The sequence below is a fragment of the Flavobacterium sp. B114r genome (assembly GCF_056824125.1).
The window spans coordinates 4759263-4781199 of the sequence record NZ_CP124858.1 but is presented as its reverse complement, the minus strand read 5'-3'; the positions used below and the strand labels follow the sequence as shown (position 1 = coordinate 4781199).

Genomic DNA, 21937 nt, shown 5'->3' with positions numbered 1-21937 from the left:
GGGCTTGCGGTTTTTTTATTTATCCTTATACGTTATTAAATATGTTTTCTTTTTCAAAATCAAAATCAAGTTCAAATAAGAAAAAAAGTAAAAAATCGCTTTTCAAGCGTGTTATGGCCTGGCTGCATTTATGGCTCGGACTGGCTTCTGGTATTATCGTCGTCATTGTTAGTATTACGGGCTGTATTTATGTTTTTGAAAATGAAATTAAAGATTTTATTGAAGACTGGCGTTTTGTCGAACCTCAGGAAAAAGCTTTTTTATTGCCCTCCCAGTTGGTTACAATTGCAGATAAAGCAATGAAAGGAAAACATGCAACCAGTGTAACTTTTGGAGAAAAAGAGGATGCCGCCATTGTGGGATACTTTATCCAAAAGAAAGAAGAAGGAAAAGACAAAGAAGGAAAAGGGAAAAAAGAAGGAATTGCTAAAAACGATAGCGAGAAAGGAAAAACATTAGAAAAAGGAAAAGCAAAGGGAAAAGGAAAAGAAGAAAAACCCAAAAAGAGAAGAAGTGGTGTTTTTACCAGTATATATATGAATCCTTACACAGGTGAGATTCTTAATATAAAATCAGTTTCAAGAACAGATTCCCCGGATTTTTTCAGATGGATCTTAAATGGTCATCGTGCCTTATGGCTGCCTTATGATATTGGCAGGCCAATTGTAGGTGTGGCGGTTATAATTTTTGTTATTCTATTGATTTCAGGTATAGTACTTTGGTGGCCAACCAAATGGATTAAGTCAATTATTAATAAAAGTTTCAAAATAAAAACAGATGCCAGTTTTAAACGTGTCAATTATGATTTGCATAATGTGCTGGGGTTTTACAGTTGTATTTTTCTGTTCTTTATTGCTGTAACCGGCTTGGTATGGAGTTTTGGCTGGTGGAGTAAATCCTTATATTGGGTTACTTCCGGCGGAAAACCATTAGTTGAAAATAGAGAATCTCCAAAATCTGATACAACGCACGTCAAAACATTTGAATTGTCTACAGTTGACAGGGTTTTAAAAAACATAGCAAAAGAAAATCCTCAGGCTGCAGGAATTATGATTAGTATTCCTGAAAAGCCAGCGGACCCTATTGGCGCATTTGTTTACAAACAAAAGAACACCTATTATAATATGGATCGCTATAGTTTTGATCAGCAAACCTTAAAAGAAATATCGATAAAAACTCCTTTTTCAGGAAAATATATCGAAGCCAATATTCCGGATAAAATTCGCAGGATGAATTATGATATTCATGTGGGCGCTGTCCTTGGACTTACCGGAAAAATTATTGCTTTTTTTGCCAGTCTGATTTCGGCAAGTTTACCCATTACGGGATTTTTAATTTGGTGGGGAAAACAGAAATTTGGCAAAAAAACTGTTTCATCTCCAAAGGTTGCGGCAAAAGCAATTCCCATCGCTAAACCTAAGCAAGTGTTAGAGAAAGAATTGTCAGTATAACGGACTGAGAATCCGTTTTTATACTTTTTGATGTTAGTTAGAAAGGCGAAACTTTATGAGTTTCGCCTTTTGTGTTACTTTAATTTTGATTGCTGTATCCGCGGGTTTTAAGCCATTCTTCACAGTCTCTTGTCCAGAATTTGCTAGTATCTTTTACACCTAGTCCAAAACCGTGTCCGCCTTTTTCATAGATATGCAATTCAGCAGGAACTCCGTTATTTTTCAAAGCCAAATAATAATTAATACTGTTTTCTGGCATAACGGTCTGATCGTCGCTGGCATGTACTAAAAAAGTGGGAGGAGTTTGAGCTGTTACTCTTTTTTCATTCGAAAAATAGTCCAGAACATCCTGAGAAGCATGATCACCTATTAAGCTGGTTTGTGAACCTTTGTGCGTAATATTTTCAACCATTGATATTACAGGATAAATTAAAAGTGCAAAATCCGGACGCGCACTTACTTTAGAACTTGTATCATAAACTTTATCATCATAATGCGTCGCTAAAGTCGAGGCTAAATGTCCGCCGGCAGAAAAGCCCATAATTCCAATTCTGGTAGGATCAATATTATATTTTATAGCATTTTGTCTCACGTAACGCAACGCTTCCTGAGCATCCTGTAGCGGTCCAACACTTTTGTTTTTCATTATTTTATCACTTGGCAATCTGTATTTTACCACAAAAGCAGCGATTCCTAAAGTATTAAGCCATTCAGCAACTTTAGTACCTTCTTTGTCAATAGCCAAATGCTGATATCCACCGCCGGGAAAAATAAGAACTGCCGCTTGATTGGGTTTGTTTTCCTTTGGCAAAAAAATACTCAAAGTAGGAATTGAAACTAAACTTGTGCTTTGCACTTTTCCGTCTTTGATACTTTGGTTTTCCTTGTAATCCGGAGCTTTAATTTGATCCGGTATTTTATTCCAAATCGGGATTATTTGATTTTGTGCCTGCATTTCATTTGTTATTCCTGCAACGAGCGCAAGAACTATAAAAGCTTTTTTCCAGTGGGATTTTTTCGGAGTTTTCAATTGTATTGTGATTTAGTTCAATGATAATGTATTGGAAGATATTCAAAAATAGAACTTTTTATTGATTTATGAATTTTAAAGAAAGTTAAAAAAACAAGTTTTGCCTTAAATAAGAAAGTTCGTCTAAAAAAGATTTGAAAGTATTGATTTTGGTACAATTTTACCCCTTAAAAAGGACAAATTTCACATGTGATCATTTAACAAATATATTGTTTAATTTGTAATTTTGAGCATATTTTTTTATTCTATATGTTTATTTATTTGATTAAAATAATTTTTTATACAATTTATTTGGAATATAAAGATTAAAAAGTATATTTGTGCAATCGATTACATTGTTTTGTTTCATTAGATTTAATGCATTGATTTTACGGTCTGTGCGCAGGGTTTTAAGGAGCAAAATGAAATTACCAAAAAAAATATCAATTTTTTAACAAGCCTTTACTATGAATCAACCACCAGATGCAGTTATTAACAATGAAACAAAAAAAACAACAGGAAGTTATCGTTGGAGTATATGTGCCTTGCTCTTTTTTGCAACGACCATAAATTACTTAGACAGACAAGTACTTTCTTTAACATGGAGTGATTTTATTGCACCTGAATTTCATTGGACAAACAATGATTACGGAAATATTACAGCACTATTCTCTATTTTTTATGCAGTTTCATTATTATTCGCAGGAAGATTTGTCGATTGGTTAGATACTAAAAGAGGGTTTCTTTGGGCTATCGGAATATGGTCTTTAGGAGCTTGTTTGCATGCATTTTGTGGTATTGCAACAGCAGGAATTATTACAGGAAATTGGTTTGTAGGCTTTGAAGGGGCTAAAGACGCTATTAATCTTGTGCAAGATACCGGATTAGTTATTAATGTAAGTGTTACATTATTCATTTTTGCCCGCTTTGTTTTGGCGGTAGGAGAGGCAGGAAATTTTCCTGCAGCTATAAAAACTACAGCAGAATATTTTCCTAAAAAAGATAGGGCTTTTTCTACCAGTATTTTTAATGCCGGTGCAACTGTAGGAGCATTAGCCGCTCCGATATCGATTCCGTTTATCGCGAAATCTTTCGGTTGGGAAATGGCTTTTATTATTATTGGGGCACTAGGTTTTGTCTGGATGGGATTTTGGGTTTTTATGTATGATAAACCGGAAAGACATCCAAAAGTATCTGCTTCTGAATTAGAATATATCCAGCAAGATGATGTTGCAGATAGTAAATTAGTAGGTTATGTGCCTGAAACTACAACTAAAGTATCTTTTGCTGAATGCTTTAAATACAAACAAACCTGGGCTTTTGCTTTTGGTAAATTTATGACAGATGGTGTTTGGTGGTTCTTTTTGTTTTGGACACCGGCGTACTTAAGTTCTGTTTACGGAATGGATTCTACTCAGGCTGCTCTTCCGTTATTTGTTCTTTACATGATAACACTGCTTTCTATTATTGGTGGTTGGTTACCAACTTATTTTGTAGAGAAAAAAGGAATGAATCCTTATGAGGGCAGAATGAGGGCAATGTTAATCTTTGCATTTTTTCCTTTATTAGCTCTAATTGCGCAGCCTTTAGGGTATATCAGTTACTGGATTCCCGTAATTATTATTGGTATTGCAGGTGCAGCGCATCAATCATGGTCAGCCAATATTTTTACAACCGTTGGTGATATGTTTCCTAAAAAAGCAATTGCTACCATTACAGGAATTGGCGGTTTAGCAGGAGGTGTTGGTTCTACGATAATCAACAAAGGTTCTGGATTATTATTTGATCATGCTAAAGAAACCAATATGTCTTTTATGGGCTTTCACGGTATTGAAGCCGGATACTTCATCATTTTCTCCATCTGTGCTGTTTGTTACTTAACGGGCTGGATAGTAATGAAAGCTTTAGTTCCAAAATACAGCCCGATTACAGGAATGTAATATTTTTGGAAAATTTTATTACTTCAAAAAATGTATATTTAAAATAAAAATCTAATTTTGTGCAATCGATTACATTAAAATAAAAATTATGACAAAATATAGTTCAAGATACGCGTCAAGCCCAGAAGCTGTAAAAAAATATGATACTCAGGAATTGAGAAATGAATTCTTAATTGATGATTTAATGCAGCAGGACGAAGTTGTATTAACATATTCTCATTACGACAGATACATTGCCGGTTCTGCGGTTCCGGTAAAAGGAGATTTGAAATTAGAAAGTATCGATCCGCTTAAAGCAAGCTATTTTTTAGAAAGAAGAGAAATAGGAATTATCAATGTTGGAGGAAGCGGTTCTATTGTTGTTGAAGGAAAAACATATGAATTAGGATTTAAAGATGCTTTGTATATCGGGAGCGGTAACAAAGAAGTAATCTTTAGAAGTAATGACAGCAAAAATCCGGCAAAATATTATATCAACTCTGCACCGGCCCATACTACTTACCCAACGGTAAAAGTAAGTTTGGCAGAAGCAAATAAATTAGAATTGGGTACGATGGAAACAGCCAATCACCGTACTGTAAATCAAATGATTATTGGAAGTGTGGTTACGACTTGCCAATTGCAAATGGGAATGACGGAATTGCGTCCGGGAAGTGTCTGGAATACCATGCCGGCACACGTTCACGATCGTAGAATGGAAGTTTACTTTTATTTGGATATTCCGGAAAATCAGGCAGTTTGCCATTTTATGGGACAACCTCAGGAAACAAGACATATCTGGATGAACAATCATCAGGCAGTGATTTCTCCGCCATGGTCAATTCACTCAGGCTCAGGAACCAGTAATTATACTTTTATCTGGGGAATGGCGGGAGAAAATTTAGATTACGGAGATATGGATGTTTGTAAAATCACAGATTTAAGATAAGAATTATGACAGACTTATTTGATATAAAAGGAAAAATTGCCCTGATTACAGGAAGTACACACGGACTGGGTATGGCAATGGCAAAAGGATTAGGTCAGGCTGGAGCAACAATTGTTGTAAACGGAAACTCTTCTCAGCAAAAAATTGACGATGCTGTAGCAGCACTTCAAAGTGAAGGAATAAATGCGGTGGGTTACAAATTTAATGTAACCGATGAAAAAGAAGTGATCTCTGCAATTCAGAAAATTGAAAGTGAAGTAGGGCCAATTGCAATTTTGATTAACAATGCGGGAATCATCAAAAGAATTCCGTTAATCGAAATGGAAGTTGCCGATTTTAAAGAAGTGATTGATATCGATTTAGTTTCTCCTTTTATTGTCTCTAAGCATGTTGCAAAAGGAATGATCGAAAGAAGACAAGGAAAAATAATCAACATTTGCTCGATGATGAGTGAATTAGGCCGTAATACGGTTGGTGCTTATGCTGCTGCAAAAGGCGGCTTGAAAATGCTGACTAAAAACATGGCGACAGAATGGGCAAAATACAATGTTCAGATCAACGGAATCGGACCGGGTTATTTTGCTACGGAACAAACAAAACCTATTCGTGTTGATGGTCACCCTTTTAACGATTTTATCATCAGTCGTACTCCGGCTGCAAAATGGGGAGATCCGGGTGATTTAGCAGGAGCAGCAATATTTTTATCTTCAAAAGCAAGTGATTTTGTCAACGGTCACATTTTGTATGTAGATGGTGGAATTTTGGCTACAATTGGTAAACCATCAAACGAAGAATAATTCTCAAATTATATTTAAAAAGACATGAGCGCAAATCAAACATTCATAAACGATAACTTTTTACTTGAAAATAAATTTGCTGAAGAGTTATACCATAACTATTCAAAAAATCAACCTATAATCGATTATCACAATCATTTGAATCCTCAGTTTATTGCTGAAGATAAAATTTTTGACAATATCACACAGGTTTGGATCAACGGAGATCATTATAAATGGCGCGCGATGCGTACGTTGGGAATCAACGAGCAATTCGTAACCGGAAATGGTTCAGATAAAGATAAGTTCATCAACTGGGCAAAAACGGTTCCGTACACCATGCGTAATCCTTTGTACCACTGGACACATTTAGAATTAGCACGTTATTTTGATATCTATGATTTACTGAATGAAAAATCAGCAGAGAAAATCTATATCGAAACTACGGAAAAAATTAATTCTCAGGCATACAGCACACAAAACCTGCTTAAAAAAGTAAACGCTGAATTGGTTTGTACTACAGAAGATCCGATTGATAGTTTAGAGTTTCACCAGAAACTGGCAAAAAATCCTATCGGAACTAAAATGAGTACGGCTTTCAGACCTGATAAAGCCATCTTAATTTCTAATGATGGTTATAATGCATATCTGGACACATTAGGGGATGTGTCCGGAGTTGCAATTAATACCTACTCAGATTTATGTAGTGCATTAAAAAACAGAATTGAATTTTTTAATTCAAATGGCTGCAAACTTAGTGATCACGGTTTGGATCAGATTTATTTTGAAAATTTTACGGAGAGTGAAATAAATACAATTTTCAAAAAGAAAAGAGAAAATCAAACTATTACTCCCGAGGAAGCATTGAAATTTCAAAGTGCAGTATTGTTATTCTTGTCTGAAACATACCATCAGTTTGGCTGGGTACAGCAGTTTCACTTAGGTGCATTGCGCAATAATAATGCTCGTATGCATAGCATTTTAGGACCTGATACAGGTTGGGATTCTATTGGAGATTATCCACAGGCCCAAAAATTATCAAGTTTTTTAAATGCATTGGACAGTAAAGATAAATTGACCAAAACGATCATTTATAATTTAAATCCGGCTGATAACGAAGTGATGGCTACCATGATTGGAAATTTCAATGACGGAAGCATTAAAGGTAAAGTGCAGTTTGGATCTGGTTGGTGGTTTTTGGATCAAAAAGACGGAATGACCAAACAACTAAATGCCCTTTCAAACATGGGATTAATTAGTTGTTTCGTTGGAATGCTTACAGATTCAAGAAGTTTCTTGTCTTTCCCAAGACACGAATATTTCAGACGTATTTTATGTAATCTTCTTGGAGATGAAATCAAACGCGGAGAATTGCCAAACGACATGGAATGGATAGGAAAACTGGTTGCTGATATTTCATACAACAACGCAAAAGAATATTTCAAATTTTAATTGAGAATAAAGAATTTTACCATTAAGATATTAAAGCAAAGCTTAATTTTTCTTAATCACTTAATGGTAAAAGAAAACTATTAAGACACAGCTTAATTTGCTTAATCTCTTAATGGTGAAAAAAAGAAAAATTTACTGGTAAAACAATAAAACAATATGAGTAAAGTAGTTGCATTCGGAGAAATTATGTTGCGTCTTTCGACAGAGAGGCATTTACGTTTTTCGCAGGCTAAAGCATTTGGCGCTTCTTATGGAGGAGGCGAATTTAATGTTTGTGTGTCTTTAGCGAATTACGGCTTAGATGCGGAATTTGTAACAAGATTACCTGAAAACGAAATTGGTGCTTCGGCATTAAAAGAAATGAGAAAAATGAATGTAGAGTCCAAAAACATAGTTTATGGAGGTGAACGTTTAGGAATTTATTTTCTTGAAACTGGTGCAGGAACACGTGGCAGTAACGTTGTTTACGATCGTGCACACAGTTCAATGGCAACTATTCAAAAAGGATCAATTGACTGGGAGAAAGTCCTGGAAGGTGCAAGTTGGTTTCACTGGAGCGGTATTACTCCGGCGATCTCACAAAGTGCTGCCGAAGCTTGTTTAGAAGCTATTCAGGCGGCTCATAAATTAGGGATTACGATTTCATGCGATTTGAATTACAGATCAAAACTATGGCAATATAGCAAAACTCCAAGTGATGTTATGCCGGAAATGTTACAGTACAGCAATGTTATTTTGGGTGATATTGATACTGCGTATTTCATGTTAGGAATCCCAAAAGTAAATCCTAATTATCAGGATGAGAAATCGCTTCCGGTTTTATACACAAAGCTGTTTGATCTGATTCCGAATTTAAAAACAGTAGCAACAACATTACGTTATTCTGTAAGCGCATCACACCAACGAATTGGAGGTATTTTGTTTGACGGAAAAGCAATTTATCAGGCAGCTGTAAAAGAAGTTACGCCGGTTGTAGACAGAGTAGGCAGTGGAGATGCTTTTATGGGAGGATTAATTTACGGATTACAGCAATACCAGAATAATAACCAGAGAGCTTTAGATTTTGCAGTAGCTGCCTGTTGTTTAAAACATACTATTGCAGGAGATTATAACCTGGTTACTTTAAAAGAAGTTGAAAATATGATAGATGGTGATGGTTCTGCATTAGTATCTAGATAATTAATATAAAATGGCAAAATATTCAAGAATTGAAGTGGCTTTACAAATGAAAGAAAACGGAATGGTTCCGTTGTTTTTTCATTCAGATATCGAAATAAGCAAAAAAGTATTAAAAGCCTGTTATGATGGTGGTGCAAGGTTAATGGAGTTTACAAGCAGGGGCGATTTTGCTCATGAAGTTTTTGGGGCTTTAAACAAATATGCATTGGCTGAACTACCGGGAATGATGTTGGGTGTAGGTTCTATAACTGATGCTGCTGCAGCCTCATTGTACATGAGTTTAGGAGCTAATTTTATTGTAACTCCGGTTTTTAGAGAAGATATCGCAATTGCCTGTAACCGTCGTAAGGTATTATGGTCGCCAGGTTGCGGAACACTTACAGAAATAGCAAGAGCAGAAGAATTGGGTTGCGAAATTGTAAAACTATTCCCTGGGGATATTTACGGACCGGAATTTATAAAAGCAATAAAAGGCCCATGCCCATGGACAAGCATCATGCCTACAGGAGGTGTTTTGCCAACGGTAGAAAGTTTGACTTCATGGCTAAGTGCAGGCGCAACATGCGTAGGTATCGGATCGCAATTAATATCAAAAGACATATTAGATAATAAGGATTATGACGGTTTAAAAACCAAAGTAAGTCAGGTTCTTGAGATCATTAAAAATATTAGAAAATAAATAAGGATTAATCATGCCAATTCCTTATTTAGATTGCGTTTTTTTTAGATTTTAGAGATTGTAATTGAGCATTACACTTGAAAAATAAATCTTGTCATTCCTCACAGCAAGATTTATTTTCCTCACACAAGTGTAATGTTTCTTTTACAATGTAAAAAAAAAGCTAATAAAAGAATAAGGTATTTAATGTGGTTATTTATAACGCTTTAAAGAAAATTTAAAATGAAAAAATTAAATAGAATAAATACAGGATTAGAAAAGTTATATCCAATTAAGGTAGTTCAGTTTGGAGAAGGTAACTTTTTAAGAGCTTTTGTTGATTATGCTTTTCACAAACTAAATAAAGAAGTTGATTTTAATGCCGGTATTGCAATAGTTCAACCTTTGAAAGACGGTATGGTAAACATGATTAATGATCAGGACGGTCTTTATACCTTGTTTATGAACGGAATTAAAAAAGGCGAAAAGATACAGGATATTGAGTTGATTACTAATATTGTAAAAACGATAAACCCATATACTGAGTTTGCAAATTATTTGGCTTTAGCCAAAGAAGAAGAACTTCAGTTTATTGTTTCCAATACTACTGAAGCTGGAATTGAATTCATTGAAAGTGATACTCCGGACATGCAGCCGCCAGTGTCATTTCCTGCAAAGCTGACTGTTTTATTGTATGAAAGATTTAAACATTTTAATGGAGATGCTTCTAAAGGAGTAACAATCATTCCTTGTGAATTGATTGATTATAACTCAGAAACGCTGAAAAAATATATTTTGCAATATTGTGATACATGGAAGTTAGAAGATGCATTTAAAACTTGGGTATCAGATGCTTGTACATATCACAGTACTTTGGTTGACAGAATTGTTCCCGGATATCCAAGAGCTGAAATTGAAGAATACAATAATAAATTAGATTATCAGGATAATTTAATTGTTGCTGCTGAACCTTTTTTCCTTTGGGCTATTGAAGGCGGAGATGCTTTAAAAACAAAATTGCCTTTTCATAAAACAGATTTGAATGTAAAAATCGTTGATGATATACGTCCCTTTAAAATGATTAAAGTTCGTATTTTAAACGGTTCGCACACAGCAATGGTTCCTTTTTCACTTTTGTACGGAAACAAATTAGTAATGGAAACTGTTGACGGAGATTTTACAGGAAAATTTGTCAATAGCGTTATTCGCGAAATTAGTGAAACTCTTGATATGGACAAAAATGAAATTACGGCCTATTCTGAGGAAGTAATGGACCGATTTAAAAATCCGTTTATCAAACATGCACTTGCGGATATTGCATTAAATTCTGTCTCGAAATTCAAAGTAAGGGTTTTGCCTAGTTTATTAGGATATTATAATGCGAACAAAAAATTACCTGTTAATTTGACTTTTTCATTAGCGAGTTTAATTCGTTTCTACAAAGGAACATGGAATGGTCAAAGTTTACCGGTTAAAGACAGCGAAGATATTGTGTCTTTCTTTAATGGACTTTGGAAATCTGATGATTATGAGAAAATAGCAAGACTTACTTTGCAGAATAAAAGTTTCTGGGATGAAGATTTAACTCTTGTACCAGGTTTAACAAAAGCAATTACAATAGCATTAGAAGAAATTGATGCAAACGGAATAGAAAATGGGTTCGCCAATTTTCAAAAACAATTAAATACAACAACTCAGAAAGTTTAGTTATGGCAACGCAAAAAAAATTAATAAAAGTTCATCCTACTGATAATGTAGCAGTAGCTTTGGTGAATCTTTCAGCAGGTGAAGTGATTAACTTTGAAGGTGAAGATATCACTGTTGAGGCTGATGTAAAAATGAAACATAAAATCGCAATGGTTCCTTTTAATGTAGGAGACAGGATTATTATGTACGGTGTTTTGGTAGGGAAAGCAAGTGCGAGAATCGAAAAAGGAGGATTGCTTTCTACACTAAACGTAAAACATGAAAGCGATAAAGTAACCGGTAAAACGGAAACAATTGGCTGGACTGCTCCAAATATTGATAAATGGAAAGACAGAACATGGCAAGGTTATCACAGGGAAGACGGACAGGTTGGAACTGAGAATGTTTGGTTGTTTTTTCCTTTAGTATTCTGTGAAAACAGAAATATCGAGATATTAAAAGATATCTTCGAAAAAGAATTGATGAAGCCAAAGGAAAACGATTATCAATTATTGCTTCGTTCTTTGGTAAAAACTGAAACTGGCGGTGCAGGAAATGAGGCGGCTTCAAACGATGCTAACTTGTTCAATAATATCGAAGTAAAGTTTATCACGCACCAAGGTGGTTGTGGAGGTATTCGTCAGGATTCGCATAGTCTGGCTAAGTTATTGGCAGGTTATGTAAACAATCCAAACGTGGCAGGAGCAACTGTATTGAGTTTAGGATGTCAGAACTTACAGATTCAGATCTTTAAAGACGCAATGGATGCGATCAATCCAAACAGTAACAAGCCTGTTTTGATTTACGATCAGCAACAAATAGGAACTATCGAAGCAATGCTTAGCAGTGTTGTAAAAGATACGTTTGAAGCGATTAAAAAAGCAAATGAAATAAAAAGAGAACCAGCTCCGTTATCGAAACTAAGAATTGGTTTAGAGTGTGGTGGATCTGACGGATTCTCTGGAATTTCAGCTAATCCAACATTGGGAGTGTTATCGGATCATTTAGTTGCTTTAGGAGGAACTACAATTCTTTCTGAGTTTCCTGAACTATGTGGAGTAGAGCAGGAATTAGTAAATCGCTGTGTAGATGATAAGGATGGAAAACGTTTCTTAGACTTAATGCAATGGTACGAAAAAACAGTTGTAGATGCAGGTTCAGGATTTGACATGAATCCATCTCCGGGTAACATCAAGGACGGTTTGATTACAGATGCAATGAAATCTGCTGGTGCTGCTAAAAAAGGAGGGACTTCACCAATTACAGGTGTTTTCGATTATGGAGAATATATTAATGAACCAGGCTTTACATTGTTATGTACTCCTGGAAACGATGTTGAATGTACAACTGCAATGGTAGGTTCAGGAGCAAATATGGTATTGTTTACAACAGGTTTAGGGACGCCAACAGGAAACCCGATCGCACCGGTTGTAAAAATCTCTTCAAACACACAATTAGCGAATAAAATGTCTGATATTATTGATATCGATACTGGTGGAATCATCACTGGAGAAAAATCAATTGACGAAATGGCTGACGAAATGTTAGAATTTATAATAAATGTCGCTAGCGGTACAATCAAAACCAAAGCAGCAATCTTAAACCAAAACGATTTTATTCCTTGGAAAAGAGGCGTTTCTTTGTAAGGTTATGTCGTAATATACATGTAGAGACGCACAGCAGTGCGTCTTAAGAAAATATAAGTTGTATTATAAAAAGATACAAAATGAGAAAGCATCATATAAGTTTTATATGGTGCTTTTTTTTGCCACAGATTAAAAATATTAAAAGTTTTTTTGCCACGAATTCCACGAATTAATTGTCTTAAACTAATCTTGCAAAGATTAGTTTAAATAATCAGAGAATAAAAAATTCGTGATAATTCGTGTAATTCGTTGCAAACTTTTTTAAATCATTATATCAGGATAGTTATCGGAAATCACTAATATGAGCTTGTCGCTACAATGCAGTTTTTATTATATTTTATAACTTACATGGTGGATAATTAGCATTTTAAAATTAGTCATAATTAATGTAATTCGTGGCTAACTTTTTTTAAACCATTATATACGGATAGTTATCGGAAATTACTAATATGAGCTAATTTATACAGGCCAGTTTGTATTTTATTATGTCATTATATGGTAAAAAAAAGACGCACAGCTGTGCGTCTCTACATGTATATGGTGTAAAGCGTTAAGTGTTACTTCTCGACGATGATTTACGAATATGTAATTCCGGTGCCAGAACCACCTTTTTTTCAATTTTAATAGTGTCCGTTTTGTCAACCTGTTCAAGGAAAACACGTGCAGACATTTTTCCCATTTCAAGAGGAGACTGATCAACAGAAGTAATCGATAATTCCATGAATTTTGTAAAAGGCTCATTACTAAAACCCGCCACGCAAAAATCTTTAGGAATACTAATATTTCGCGCTCTTAGTTCTTGAATTGCGCCTAGGGCAGCAAAGTCACTAGATGAGAATATGGCATCTGGCGGAGTTTCTAATTGTAGCAAAATGTCAACAGCCTCTTTTCCGGCATCAACAAAACTTTTTACAGGAAGAACATATTCTTCTTTAAAAGTCAATCCGTTATCAAGCAAAGCTTGTTTGTATCCTAAAAACCTGTTTTTGAAAATTTCAAGAGATTGATCCCCTGATAAGTGAGCAATAGATTTACAGCCTTCGTTTATTAAATGTTGCGTTGTAAGATATCCGCCTTTAAAATCATTGATAGTTACTGAGCTAACACCATCAATATGTTTACTTCTGTCAAAAAATATAAGAGGGACATTTTTTTCTAATACGTTGCGAAAAGCACCATCATTTTCAGTAGTAACATCCGTAACAGACATTATAATACCATCGACTTGCGCATCTATTAGTGTATATAAATTTTCGTTTTCTCTTTTGGGGCTTTCATGTGTCTGACAAATAATTACCTGATAACCATGAGGATGTAACTCTTCTTCGATTCCCCTGATAACAGATGCAAAAAAGTTACTGTCGATACGAGGGACAATTACTCCTATATTATTACTTCTTCCGCTTTTTAATGCCAAAGCGAGCTTGTTTTGCTTGTAGTTCATCGAAGCAGCCGTTTTGATAACCAACTCACGCGTACTCTCTTTAATCTTGGGGTTATTGTTTAAAGCCCTTGAAACAGTAGCGGCAGTGATATTTAATTTCTCAGCAATATCGTAAATGGTTATTTTTTCGCTCATTAAAAAAGGTTTTTCAGATTAATCTTAGACAAAAATACATTTTTTTTTATAATGTTAAACAAATTGTTATCGATTACCATAATTTATAATTAAAACGTTTTCGATTCTACAATGATAATAAATTATATGTTTTTTTACATTAAATGTAAATATAATTCCTAATAAAAATTAAATATATAATTTATTTCTAAATAAATTTGGTGCACTCGAAGTTATTTTCTATTTTCGTGTAATCGATTACATACATGTATTGATTTGACTTCCAAATAACAAATACTACAAGATGATTGCAAACAGGATTATAGCATTGAAGAGAGTTTTAATGGTTAGTACGTTTACTGCATTGGTTTTTTCATGTGCAAAGCAAACTACAAATGTTTCTGATTCTGATCCGTGGAGAAGAATGGAACTGATTATAAAAAGCATTCCTCAAACACAATTTCCTGATAAAACTTTTAATATTAAGGATTACGGTGCTGTAGCTGACGCAAAAACTTCCAATACTGCAGCTTTTGAAAAAGCAATAAAAGCATGTACAGAAAATGGCGGAGGAAGAGTTTTGGTTCCTGACGGTAAATATCTTACCGGCGCAATACATCTTGAAAGTAATGTGAATTTACATTTAGAGGATGATGCTGAGATACTTTTTAGTTTAAATCCAAAAGATTATCCAATCGTTCATACCTCATGGGAAGGAACAGAACTAATGAATTATTCTCCTCTTATTTATGCTAAAAATAAAACCAATGTTGCCATAACCGGAAAAGGAACTCTTAATGGACAGGCGAACAGCACAAATTGGTGGATTTGGTCCGGAGGTAAAGATTACGGTTGGAAAAAAGGAATCCCATCACAGAATGATCCTCAAAACAGAGAAGTTTTAGTTGATATGGCGGAAAGAGGTGTTCCGGTTACTGAAAGAATTTTTGGAGAAGGACGTTATTTGCGCCCCAATTTTATAGAGTTTTTCCAGTGCAATACCGTTTTGGTAAAAGATGTAAAAGTAATCAACTCTCCGTTTTGGATCCTGCACCCTATAAAAACCAATAACATAATTATCGACGGTGTTACAGTAAACAGCCACGGACCTAACAATGATGGTTGTGATCCTGAATATTCGCAAAATGTACTCATTAAAAACTGCACATTTAATACTGGTGACGATTGTATTGCTATAAAAGCGGGTCGTGATGCAGATGGCAGAAGAGTCGCACTGCCAAGTAAAAACATTATTGTCCAGAATTGTAAAATGGTTGATGGTCATGGCGGAGTGGTTATTGGGAGTGAAATATCTGCAGGCGTAAATAACGTTTTTGTAGAGAATTGTATCATGGACAGTCCCAATCTTGATCGTGCGATACGTATTAAAACAAATTCTAAAAGAGGAGGAGTGATTGAAAATGTCTTCGTTCGAAATCTTGAAGTAGGCACAGTAAAAGAATGTGTTTTAAAACTGAACATGTTTTATAACGTCTACGGATCGCAAACAGGAAATTTTATTCCCACAATCAGAAATATCAGCCTTGAAAATATCAATGTAAAAAATGGAGGAAAATACAGTGTCTGGGCAGAAGGATACAAAGAGTCTCCGGTAGAGAATATAACTCTTAAAAACGTAGTGATTCATAAAGTAGATTCCATCTATTTATTGAAAAATGTCAAGAATATAAACTTTATTAATACTTATATCAATGAAAAAAAAGTAGCACAAATTAAAAATTAAAAACTATCAATTAACCAAACTATTTAACCAAACTATGAACTTAAAACGATTAACAAAGAAAAAAACAAAATACAATCTTGTATTTTTATTTTTCCTGAATTTCCTGTTGAGCACAACAATTTATGCGCAATCAACAGTAGTAGAAGGAAAAATTACAGACGCGTCGGGATTATCGCTTCCAGGTGTAAATGTCCAGGAAAAAGGAACTAAAAATGGTACCTCTACAGACTTTGAGGGAAGTTTTAAAATTAATGTAACCAATAATAAAGCAGTATTAATTTTTAGTTATTTAGGATTTCAGACACAAGAAGTTAGTGTTGCAGGAAAATCAAGATTAAATGTGAGCCTTTCAGAGCAATCCAACTCACTTAATGAAGTTGTGGTCGTAGGATACGGATCTGTAAAGAAAACAGATCTTACAGGATCAGTAAGTACTATTAGTGCGGCGACAATTACAGAAAGAAATACGACAAGTGCATTAGAAGCAATTCAGGGAAGCACACCGGGAGTTCAGATTTCATCCAGTTCAGGACGTGTGGGAGATGGATTTAAGGTAGTAATTAGAGGTAATAACTCCTTATTGGCAGATTCGAACAATCCAAATGTATTAGGATCAACACCTTTGTATGTAGTTGATGGTGTGCCAATGGACGGAATTGACTTTTTGAATCCACAGGATATTGCCAGAATGGATGTACTGAAAGACGCATCTTCGGCTGCAATTTACGGTTCAAGAGGATCCAATGGGGTTATCATTGTGACTACTAAAAGCGGAATAAATGCTAAACCAGGTATCAATGTAACTTTTGACTCTTCTTATGGTACTAAAACTGCTGCAAGATTACCGGAAATGATGTCGGGCTCAGAATGGTGGAAATTTCACCAGGTGGCTTATATGAGCGCAACACCACAAACACAAACACCAGCCCAGTTAGCAACATTGGCAGGAAATCAAAGTCCTCTGTTGGTATCAAGAGCCAATAGCGGTTATAATTTTGACTGGTACGATGCAGTTCTTAAACCGGGAATGACCCAAAACAATTATTTGAATATTTCAGGGCGTTCAGAATCCGGATTGAGTTATAACATGGGATTCGGTATTCAGAGCGACGAAGGATTAGTTGATAATGACGGTACTGATAAATACTCGTTCAAATTAGGTTTAAACCATAAGATAAACGACAAATTTTCTACAGGAGCAAATGTTACAATAGCACATGTTGATACACAATTTGGTAGTGATTTAGCCATGCAGGATGCATTTAGATTAAGCCCTTTAATGTCGCCTTGGTCAGTAGATGCCAGCGGAAAAGAGAATGTAGGTTCTTTGTTTTTCTTACCGGGTAAATTAACCTACCCTGACGGATCATGGGCAATTAATAAAACCAGTGCTGTAAACCCGTTAATGGAGATTGCCAATTCATCTCAGCTTGAAAAAACCTGGCAGACCGTTGGAAATGCATATATGCAATACCAGCCATTAAAATGGTTAACGTTCAAAACGACATTTTCTGCAGGAGTTCAAAATACAACTACAAGTACAGCTTATACAGCACAGACTAATGCAGGGGTAACATTAAACGGAAAAAATTCAGCATCAATTAAAACCTATAATAATTTTAATTATACATGGGATAATCAGATTGATTTGAAACACACTTTTAATGATGTTCACGATTTTAGCTTATTATTATTGCAGAGTTCTTATTCTAATACAGATGAAAACTCTTATATGTATTCTAATAACCAACCTTTTGATGTAGGATCAAATAATATGGGTTCAGGAGTTCAGACCAGTTATAATATAACTTCAGGATATGCAAAAAATACCTTAAGTTCTTATGCCGTTCGTTTGAACTATACTTTTAGAGACAAATATTTATTAACAGCTTCTAACAGATGGGATGGTTCGTCCGTTTTATCAGCAGATAATAAGTGGCAAAGTTTTCCATCTGTAGCCTTAGGATGGAAAATTAGTAAAGAATCATTTTTATCAAGTAGCGCCGTAATTTCTGATTTGAAATTGAGAGCGAGTTTAGGATATACAGGAAATGATAATGTTGCCCCTTATACATCACAAGCTTTATTAAATCAGCAAACTTTTTATGCTAACGGAGCAAATGTAGTATCAGGATGGCAGTCTGAAAATCTTGCCAATCAAAATTTAACATGGGAAAAAACCAGAGAGATCAATTTAGGTATTGATTTTGGATTCTTAAAAAACAGAATTACAGGTAGTGTTGATGTTTACGACAGATTATCAGACGATTTGATTTACAAACAACAATTGCCACTGGAAACAGGATGGAAAAACACTTTCTCGAATGTGGGTTCTGTAAGCAATAAAGGGATCGAGGTTTTATTAACTACAAAAAATATAAAATCTAAAAATGTAAACTGGGAAACGACTTTTACCTTTACTAAAAACGTAAACAAGTTAGAGTCTATCTACAATCAGGACAAAGTAAGTGATATTGGAAACAAACTTATTTTAGGTTCAGAAATAAATCCAAATTACAACTACGTATATGATGGTGTTTGGCAGGAAAGCGAAGCAGCTCAGGCAGCAGCTTTTGGTATGGCACCGGGACAAGCGAGACCCAAAGATCTAAACGGAGACGGTAAATTTAATGCTGATGACAGACAAGTTATCGGTAACGCAAATCCGCAGTGGCAAGGAAGTTTTTATTCTAAATTAACAGTAGGTCAATTTGATTTTAACTTCTCTGTAATCACAAGCCAGGGACAAACAGTATTGAGTACTTTTCATCAAAATTTTGCTGACGTAAGTGACAGAGGCCGTCAAAAAATTAAAATGGATTATTTTATTCCAACAAACGCAACAGGTATTGAAGCGAATGCAAACAATACAAATCCACGACCAGGACCCGTTGCAACTGGTGCAGGTGCTTATTGGACTTCTTTATTTGGTTACTATAGAGATGCATCTTATGTTAAAATTAAAAATATCTCTCTAGGATATACTTTTAATTCTGAATTACTAAAAAGATTAAAAATGAGTAATTTAAGAATTTATGTAAATGTTTTAGACCCATTTGTATTTACAAATTTTGACGGATATGATCCGGAATGGGCAGGTTCTAATTTTGGTATCAACCGACCTGCATCTGTTACTACACAATTGGGTTTAAGTGTTAAATTTTAATAAGATATAAAATGAAAAAAATAATATTAGTTTTAGGAATAATCGTTACTGCTTTCAGTTCATGTAGTGACTACATCGAAGAAGAAAGTCTTTCGAATGTACCTGCCGACGAAACATATAAAACAGCATCAGGATTTCAGTTATTAGTAAATTCAGACTATGCGAGACTAAAAGGAATTTATGGAGGAAATCCATGGTTGTTTGAATCCGGTACAGATATGTATGCTGAGGGAAGAACTCCGGAACCAGCCGGTATCAGTCAATATACATTATTGATTCCGTCTGCGGCAAACGTCGATGATTTGTATACGTCATGTTACCAACAGATTCAGTCTGTAAACAAAACAGTCTACTATTCGACAATAACAGAGCAAACAGCAAGTTTAAACTCTCTTGTTGGTGAGGCACGATTTTTAAGAGCCAATGCTTATTTTTTATTGGTTCAGACTTATGGTGGAGTTCCAATTGTTCTGGATAACATTACTTCTGCGGTTTTATCTTTCAAAAGAAATACAGCCCAAGAAGTGTACACACAAATTATCGCAGATCTGGATGCTTCTTTAGCTGCTGTAGGAACCGGTGCATATGCTGCAACAGGAAAAGTAAATAAAAGAGCTGTAAACGATTTATTGGCAAAAGTATATTTAACAAGAGGATACGAAACTTTTGGTACTCCTGCAGATTTTACAAAAGCAGCGGCTTATGCTGATGCTGCAATCGCGGGTCAGGCACTAAATATTCCTTTTAATCAATTATTCGTGACTACTGCAACAAGCGATAATGATTTGAATGCAGAGACAATATTCTCAGTGCAGTATGATAAAAATTCTACAAGTACAGATCCTACAAAATTAGGAAACAATCAGTTTTACTATTTCAGTTCGTACTTAGGAGGTGCAGAAACAGGAGCGCCGTTAAGAAGCTACAATTTATGCCCAACAACTTATGCATTAGGTTTATACGAAAAAGGAGATAAAAGATGGGACGCTACCTTTATGACAGAAATTCTGGAAGAAACAGTAACTGTTGACGGTAAAGCGAAGACAAATCTATATTTTCCTTATTACAGACCTGCAAATGCGAGTGCAGTAAAAGTAAGACACTTTTATGAGCCAAAATGGTTTACTGCTGCAGATAAAGCAGCCTGGATGACAGCAAATGCAGCAAGAAGAGCGACAACTTTTGTATACCATCCGTGGGGAGAATACGGAGCAGATCATACCCTGATTGACAACCGTGATTGTTATACTATCCCGGTTAAGAAATTTGATGATGCAAATCCAACAACACCTTCAAGTACAGGTCCTGTAAGTACAAGAGATATTATTGTATCAAGATTGGGAGAAACCTATTTAATTGCGGCAGAAGCTTATTTTAAAGCTGGAAATCCTACAACTGGTTTAGATCGTTTAAACGAAGTGAGAAGAAGAGCAGGTGTAGCAAATGCAACTATAGGACAGTTTAATATCGATTATATCTTAGATGAAAGAGGTAGAGAACTGGTAGGAGAATACAAACGTTGGTTCGATCTAAAACGTACCGGTACATTAGTAGACAGAGCTTCGGCTTATAATTATAAAATTAAGGCAGCCAATTTTGTTGGAGTAGATGGTAAACTTAAAATTTTAAGACCAATTCCACAAACAGCGCTTGATTTAAATCAAAACAAGGATTTTCCTCAGAATCCTGGTTATTAGTAATTTTAAAATTTTTGAGGTTTAGTTTTTTTGAAGAAGTTAAAAAGGAGTTCGGTCATATCGGACTCCTTTCTTAACGAAATACCAGTGCACCGGAAATGAAAAGATTATTAATTGTTTTATTGCTTTTTTCTAAGGGTATTATAGCGCAAAGTCACTATAGTACAGATACATCGTACACCGTAAAGAGTACCTATGCAAAACTAATTAAGAAATATCCTTTTATAAAAATTGCTGAAGGTAATAAAGCAATAAATGATACTCATATTAAGAATATAGTTTACTGTCAGGACAAAAACAGAGCATTACATTTAGATGCTTTTTTTAATAAAAATAAAAAAAGAAATCCGGGCGTGATCCTGATTCATGGCGGCGGATGGAGATCAGGAAATAAAGATCAAATGCAGGTTTTGGCACAAGAAATAACATCAAAAGGTTATTCTTGTTTTGCAATAGAATACAGATTATCACTTGAGGCAAAATATCCACAAGGGATTTATGATGTAAAAAATGCGATTAAATTTATAAAAGATAATGCGAAAAAATTCAATGTAGATCCAAACAAAATTGCAGTTCTGGGATGCTCTTCGGGAGGTCAGATGGCAGCTTTGATTGGTACAACAAATGAAGATTTAGCTTTTGAAGATCTACAACACAAAAGTAAATCTTCTTCGAAAGTTCAGGCAATTATCGATGTAGATGGAATTCTCGCTTTTAAACATCCCGAATCTGAAGAAGGCCAAATGGCAGCTTTTTGGCTCAGCGGAACCTACGACGAAAATCCGGAAAACTGGAAACAGGCATCGGCATTAAATCATGCTAATAAAAATACACCGCCAACACTGTTTATCAACAGCAGTTTTGATCGGTTTCATGCCGGAAGAGACGATATGATTGCAGTTTTAAATCAGAACAAGATTTATAATGAAGTAAAAACAATTCAGAATTCGCCTCATTCTTTTTGGTTTTTTAAACCCTGGCTAGATGAAACGGTGGTTTATACCACACAATTTTTAGACAGAGTATTTGAATAATTTAGAATAAAAA

The 21937-nt window shown here is 35.0% G+C and carries 15 protein-coding genes; 13 read left to right on the top strand and 2 right to left on the bottom strand.

Annotated elements, in window-relative coordinates; translation table 11 throughout:
• Window positions 1-41: 41 nt before the first annotated feature.
• Window positions 42-1451 carry a PepSY-associated TM helix domain-containing protein gene (locus tag QLQ94_RS19895; protein WP_271336172.1) on the top strand — a complete coding sequence of 470 codons (1410 nt, stop codon included), beginning with the start codon at window positions 42-44 and terminating at the stop codon, window positions 1449-1451.
• 79 nt (window positions 1452-1530) lie between these two features.
• Here the strand turns inward: QLQ94_RS19895 and QLQ94_RS19890 are convergent, their stop codons facing one another.
• The gene (locus tag QLQ94_RS19890) at window positions 1531-2481 is read right to left on the bottom strand and encodes an alpha/beta hydrolase (RefSeq protein ID WP_271336173.1); all 951 of its coding nucleotides are present in this window, start codon (window positions 2479-2481) and stop codon (window positions 1531-1533) included.
• 446 nt (window positions 2482-2927) lie between these two features.
• Here QLQ94_RS19890 and QLQ94_RS19885 point away from each other — a divergent pair, with 446 nt between their 5' ends.
• The 8 genes from QLQ94_RS19885 (at window position 2928) to QLQ94_RS19850 (ending at window position 12725) form a co-directional block, all read left to right on the top strand.
• A complete protein-coding gene (locus QLQ94_RS19885; protein WP_271336174.1) occupies window positions 2928-4400 on the top strand; it encodes an MFS transporter in 1473 nt (490 codons plus the stop codon).
• A gap of 88 nt (window positions 4401-4488) precedes the next feature.
• Window positions 4489-5328: a 5-dehydro-4-deoxy-D-glucuronate isomerase gene (gene kduI / locus QLQ94_RS19880; RefSeq protein ID WP_271336175.1), complete on the top strand. Its 840-nt coding sequence runs from the start codon at window positions 4489-4491 to the stop codon at window positions 5326-5328.
• A gap of 5 nt (window positions 5329-5333) precedes the next feature.
• On the top strand, window positions 5334-6125 hold the full coding sequence (locus QLQ94_RS19875; protein WP_271336176.1) for a gluconate 5-dehydrogenase: 792 nt from the start codon (window positions 5334-5336) through the stop codon (window positions 6123-6125).
• Between the two features lie 24 nt (window positions 6126-6149).
• A complete protein-coding gene (gene uxaC / locus QLQ94_RS19870; protein ID WP_271336177.1) occupies window positions 6150-7556 on the top strand; it encodes a glucuronate isomerase in 1407 nt (468 codons plus the stop codon).
• Between the two features lie 156 nt (window positions 7557-7712).
• Window positions 7713-8735, top strand: coding sequence for a PfkB family carbohydrate kinase (locus QLQ94_RS19865; RefSeq protein ID WP_482498341.1), 1023 nt, complete (start codon window positions 7713-7715; stop codon window positions 8733-8735).
• 10 nt (window positions 8736-8745) lie between these two features.
• On the top strand, window positions 8746-9414 hold the full coding sequence (locus QLQ94_RS19860) for a bifunctional 4-hydroxy-2-oxoglutarate aldolase/2-dehydro-3-deoxy-phosphogluconate aldolase (RefSeq protein ID WP_271336179.1): 669 nt from the start codon (window positions 8746-8748) through the stop codon (window positions 9412-9414).
• Window positions 9415-9636: 222 nt separating this feature from the next.
• The gene (locus tag QLQ94_RS19855) at window positions 9637-11100 is read left to right on the top strand and encodes a tagaturonate reductase (protein ID WP_271336180.1); all 1464 of its coding nucleotides are present in this window, start codon (window positions 9637-9639) and stop codon (window positions 11098-11100) included.
• A 2-nt stretch (window positions 11101-11102) separates the two neighbouring features.
• A complete protein-coding gene (locus QLQ94_RS19850; protein ID WP_271336181.1) occupies window positions 11103-12725 on the top strand; it encodes a UxaA family hydrolase in 1623 nt (540 codons plus the stop codon).
• Window positions 12726-13275: 550 nt separating this feature from the next.
• Here the strand turns inward: QLQ94_RS19850 and QLQ94_RS19845 are convergent.
• A complete protein-coding gene (locus QLQ94_RS19845; protein ID WP_271336182.1) occupies window positions 13276-14304 on the bottom strand; it encodes a LacI family DNA-binding transcriptional regulator in 1029 nt (342 codons plus the stop codon).
• Window positions 14305-14587: 283 nt separating this feature from the next.
• Between QLQ94_RS19845 and QLQ94_RS19840 the strand changes: the two genes are divergently transcribed.
• The 4 genes from QLQ94_RS19840 to QLQ94_RS19825 all read left to right on the top strand — a co-directional run bounded on the left by QLQ94_RS19840 (window position 14588) and on the right by QLQ94_RS19825 (window position 21924).
• Window positions 14588-16027, top strand: coding sequence for a glycoside hydrolase family 28 protein (locus QLQ94_RS19840; protein ID WP_482498338.1), 1440 nt, complete (start codon window positions 14588-14590; stop codon window positions 16025-16027).
• 34 nt (window positions 16028-16061) lie between these two features.
• Window positions 16062-19193 (top strand): SusC/RagA family TonB-linked outer membrane protein, encoded by a 3132-nt coding sequence (locus QLQ94_RS19835; protein WP_271336184.1) that lies wholly within the window; start codon window positions 16062-16064, stop codon window positions 19191-19193.
• Window positions 19194-19204: 11 nt separating this feature from the next.
• Window positions 19205-20890 carry a RagB/SusD family nutrient uptake outer membrane protein gene (locus QLQ94_RS19830; protein WP_271336185.1) on the top strand — a complete coding sequence of 562 codons (1686 nt, stop codon included), beginning with the start codon at window positions 19205-19207 and terminating at the stop codon, window positions 20888-20890.
• A 98-nt stretch (window positions 20891-20988) separates the two neighbouring features.
• A complete protein-coding gene (locus QLQ94_RS19825) occupies window positions 20989-21924 on the top strand; it encodes an alpha/beta hydrolase (protein ID WP_271336186.1) in 936 nt (311 codons plus the stop codon).
• The last annotated feature ends 13 nt before the right edge of the window (window positions 21925-21937 follow it).

Bases quoted from the DNA above. Each gene is read 5' to 3' on its own strand.
- QLQ94_RS19840 (WP_482498338.1), top strand. From the start codon at position 14,588: ATGATTGCAAACAGGATTATAGCATTGAAGAGAGTTTTAATGGTTAGT.
- QLQ94_RS19885 (WP_271336174.1), top strand. From the start codon at position 2,928: ATGAATCAACCACCAGATGCAGTTATTAACAATGAAACAAAAAAAACA.
- QLQ94_RS19830 (WP_271336185.1), top strand. From the start codon at position 19,205: ATGAAAAAAATAATATTAGTTTTAGGAATAATCGTTACTGCTTTCAGT.
- QLQ94_RS19845 (WP_271336182.1), bottom strand. From the start codon at position 14,304: ATGAGCGAAAAAATAACCATTTACGATATTGCTGAGAAATTAAATATC.
- QLQ94_RS19895 (WP_271336172.1), top strand. From the start codon at position 42: ATGTTTTCTTTTTCAAAATCAAAATCAAGTTCAAATAAGAAAAAAAGT.
- QLQ94_RS19835 (WP_271336184.1), top strand. From the start codon at position 16,062: ATGAACTTAAAACGATTAACAAAGAAAAAAACAAAATACAATCTTGTA.
- QLQ94_RS19825 (WP_271336186.1), top strand. From the start codon at position 20,989: ATGAAAAGATTATTAATTGTTTTATTGCTTTTTTCTAAGGGTATTATA.
- QLQ94_RS19875 (WP_271336176.1), top strand. From the start codon at position 5,334: ATGACAGACTTATTTGATATAAAAGGAAAAATTGCCCTGATTACAGGA.
- QLQ94_RS19865 (WP_482498341.1), top strand. From the start codon at position 7,713: ATGAGTAAAGTAGTTGCATTCGGAGAAATTATGTTGCGTCTTTCGACA.
- QLQ94_RS19855 (WP_271336180.1), top strand. From the start codon at position 9,637: ATGAAAAAATTAAATAGAATAAATACAGGATTAGAAAAGTTATATCCA.
- QLQ94_RS19850 (WP_271336181.1), top strand. From the start codon at position 11,103: ATGGCAACGCAAAAAAAATTAATAAAAGTTCATCCTACTGATAATGTA.
- uxaC (WP_271336177.1), top strand. From the start codon at position 6,150: ATGAGCGCAAATCAAACATTCATAAACGATAACTTTTTACTTGAAAAT.
- QLQ94_RS19860 (WP_271336179.1), top strand. From the start codon at position 8,746: ATGGCAAAATATTCAAGAATTGAAGTGGCTTTACAAATGAAAGAAAAC.
- kduI (WP_271336175.1), top strand. From the start codon at position 4,489: ATGACAAAATATAGTTCAAGATACGCGTCAAGCCCAGAAGCTGTAAAA.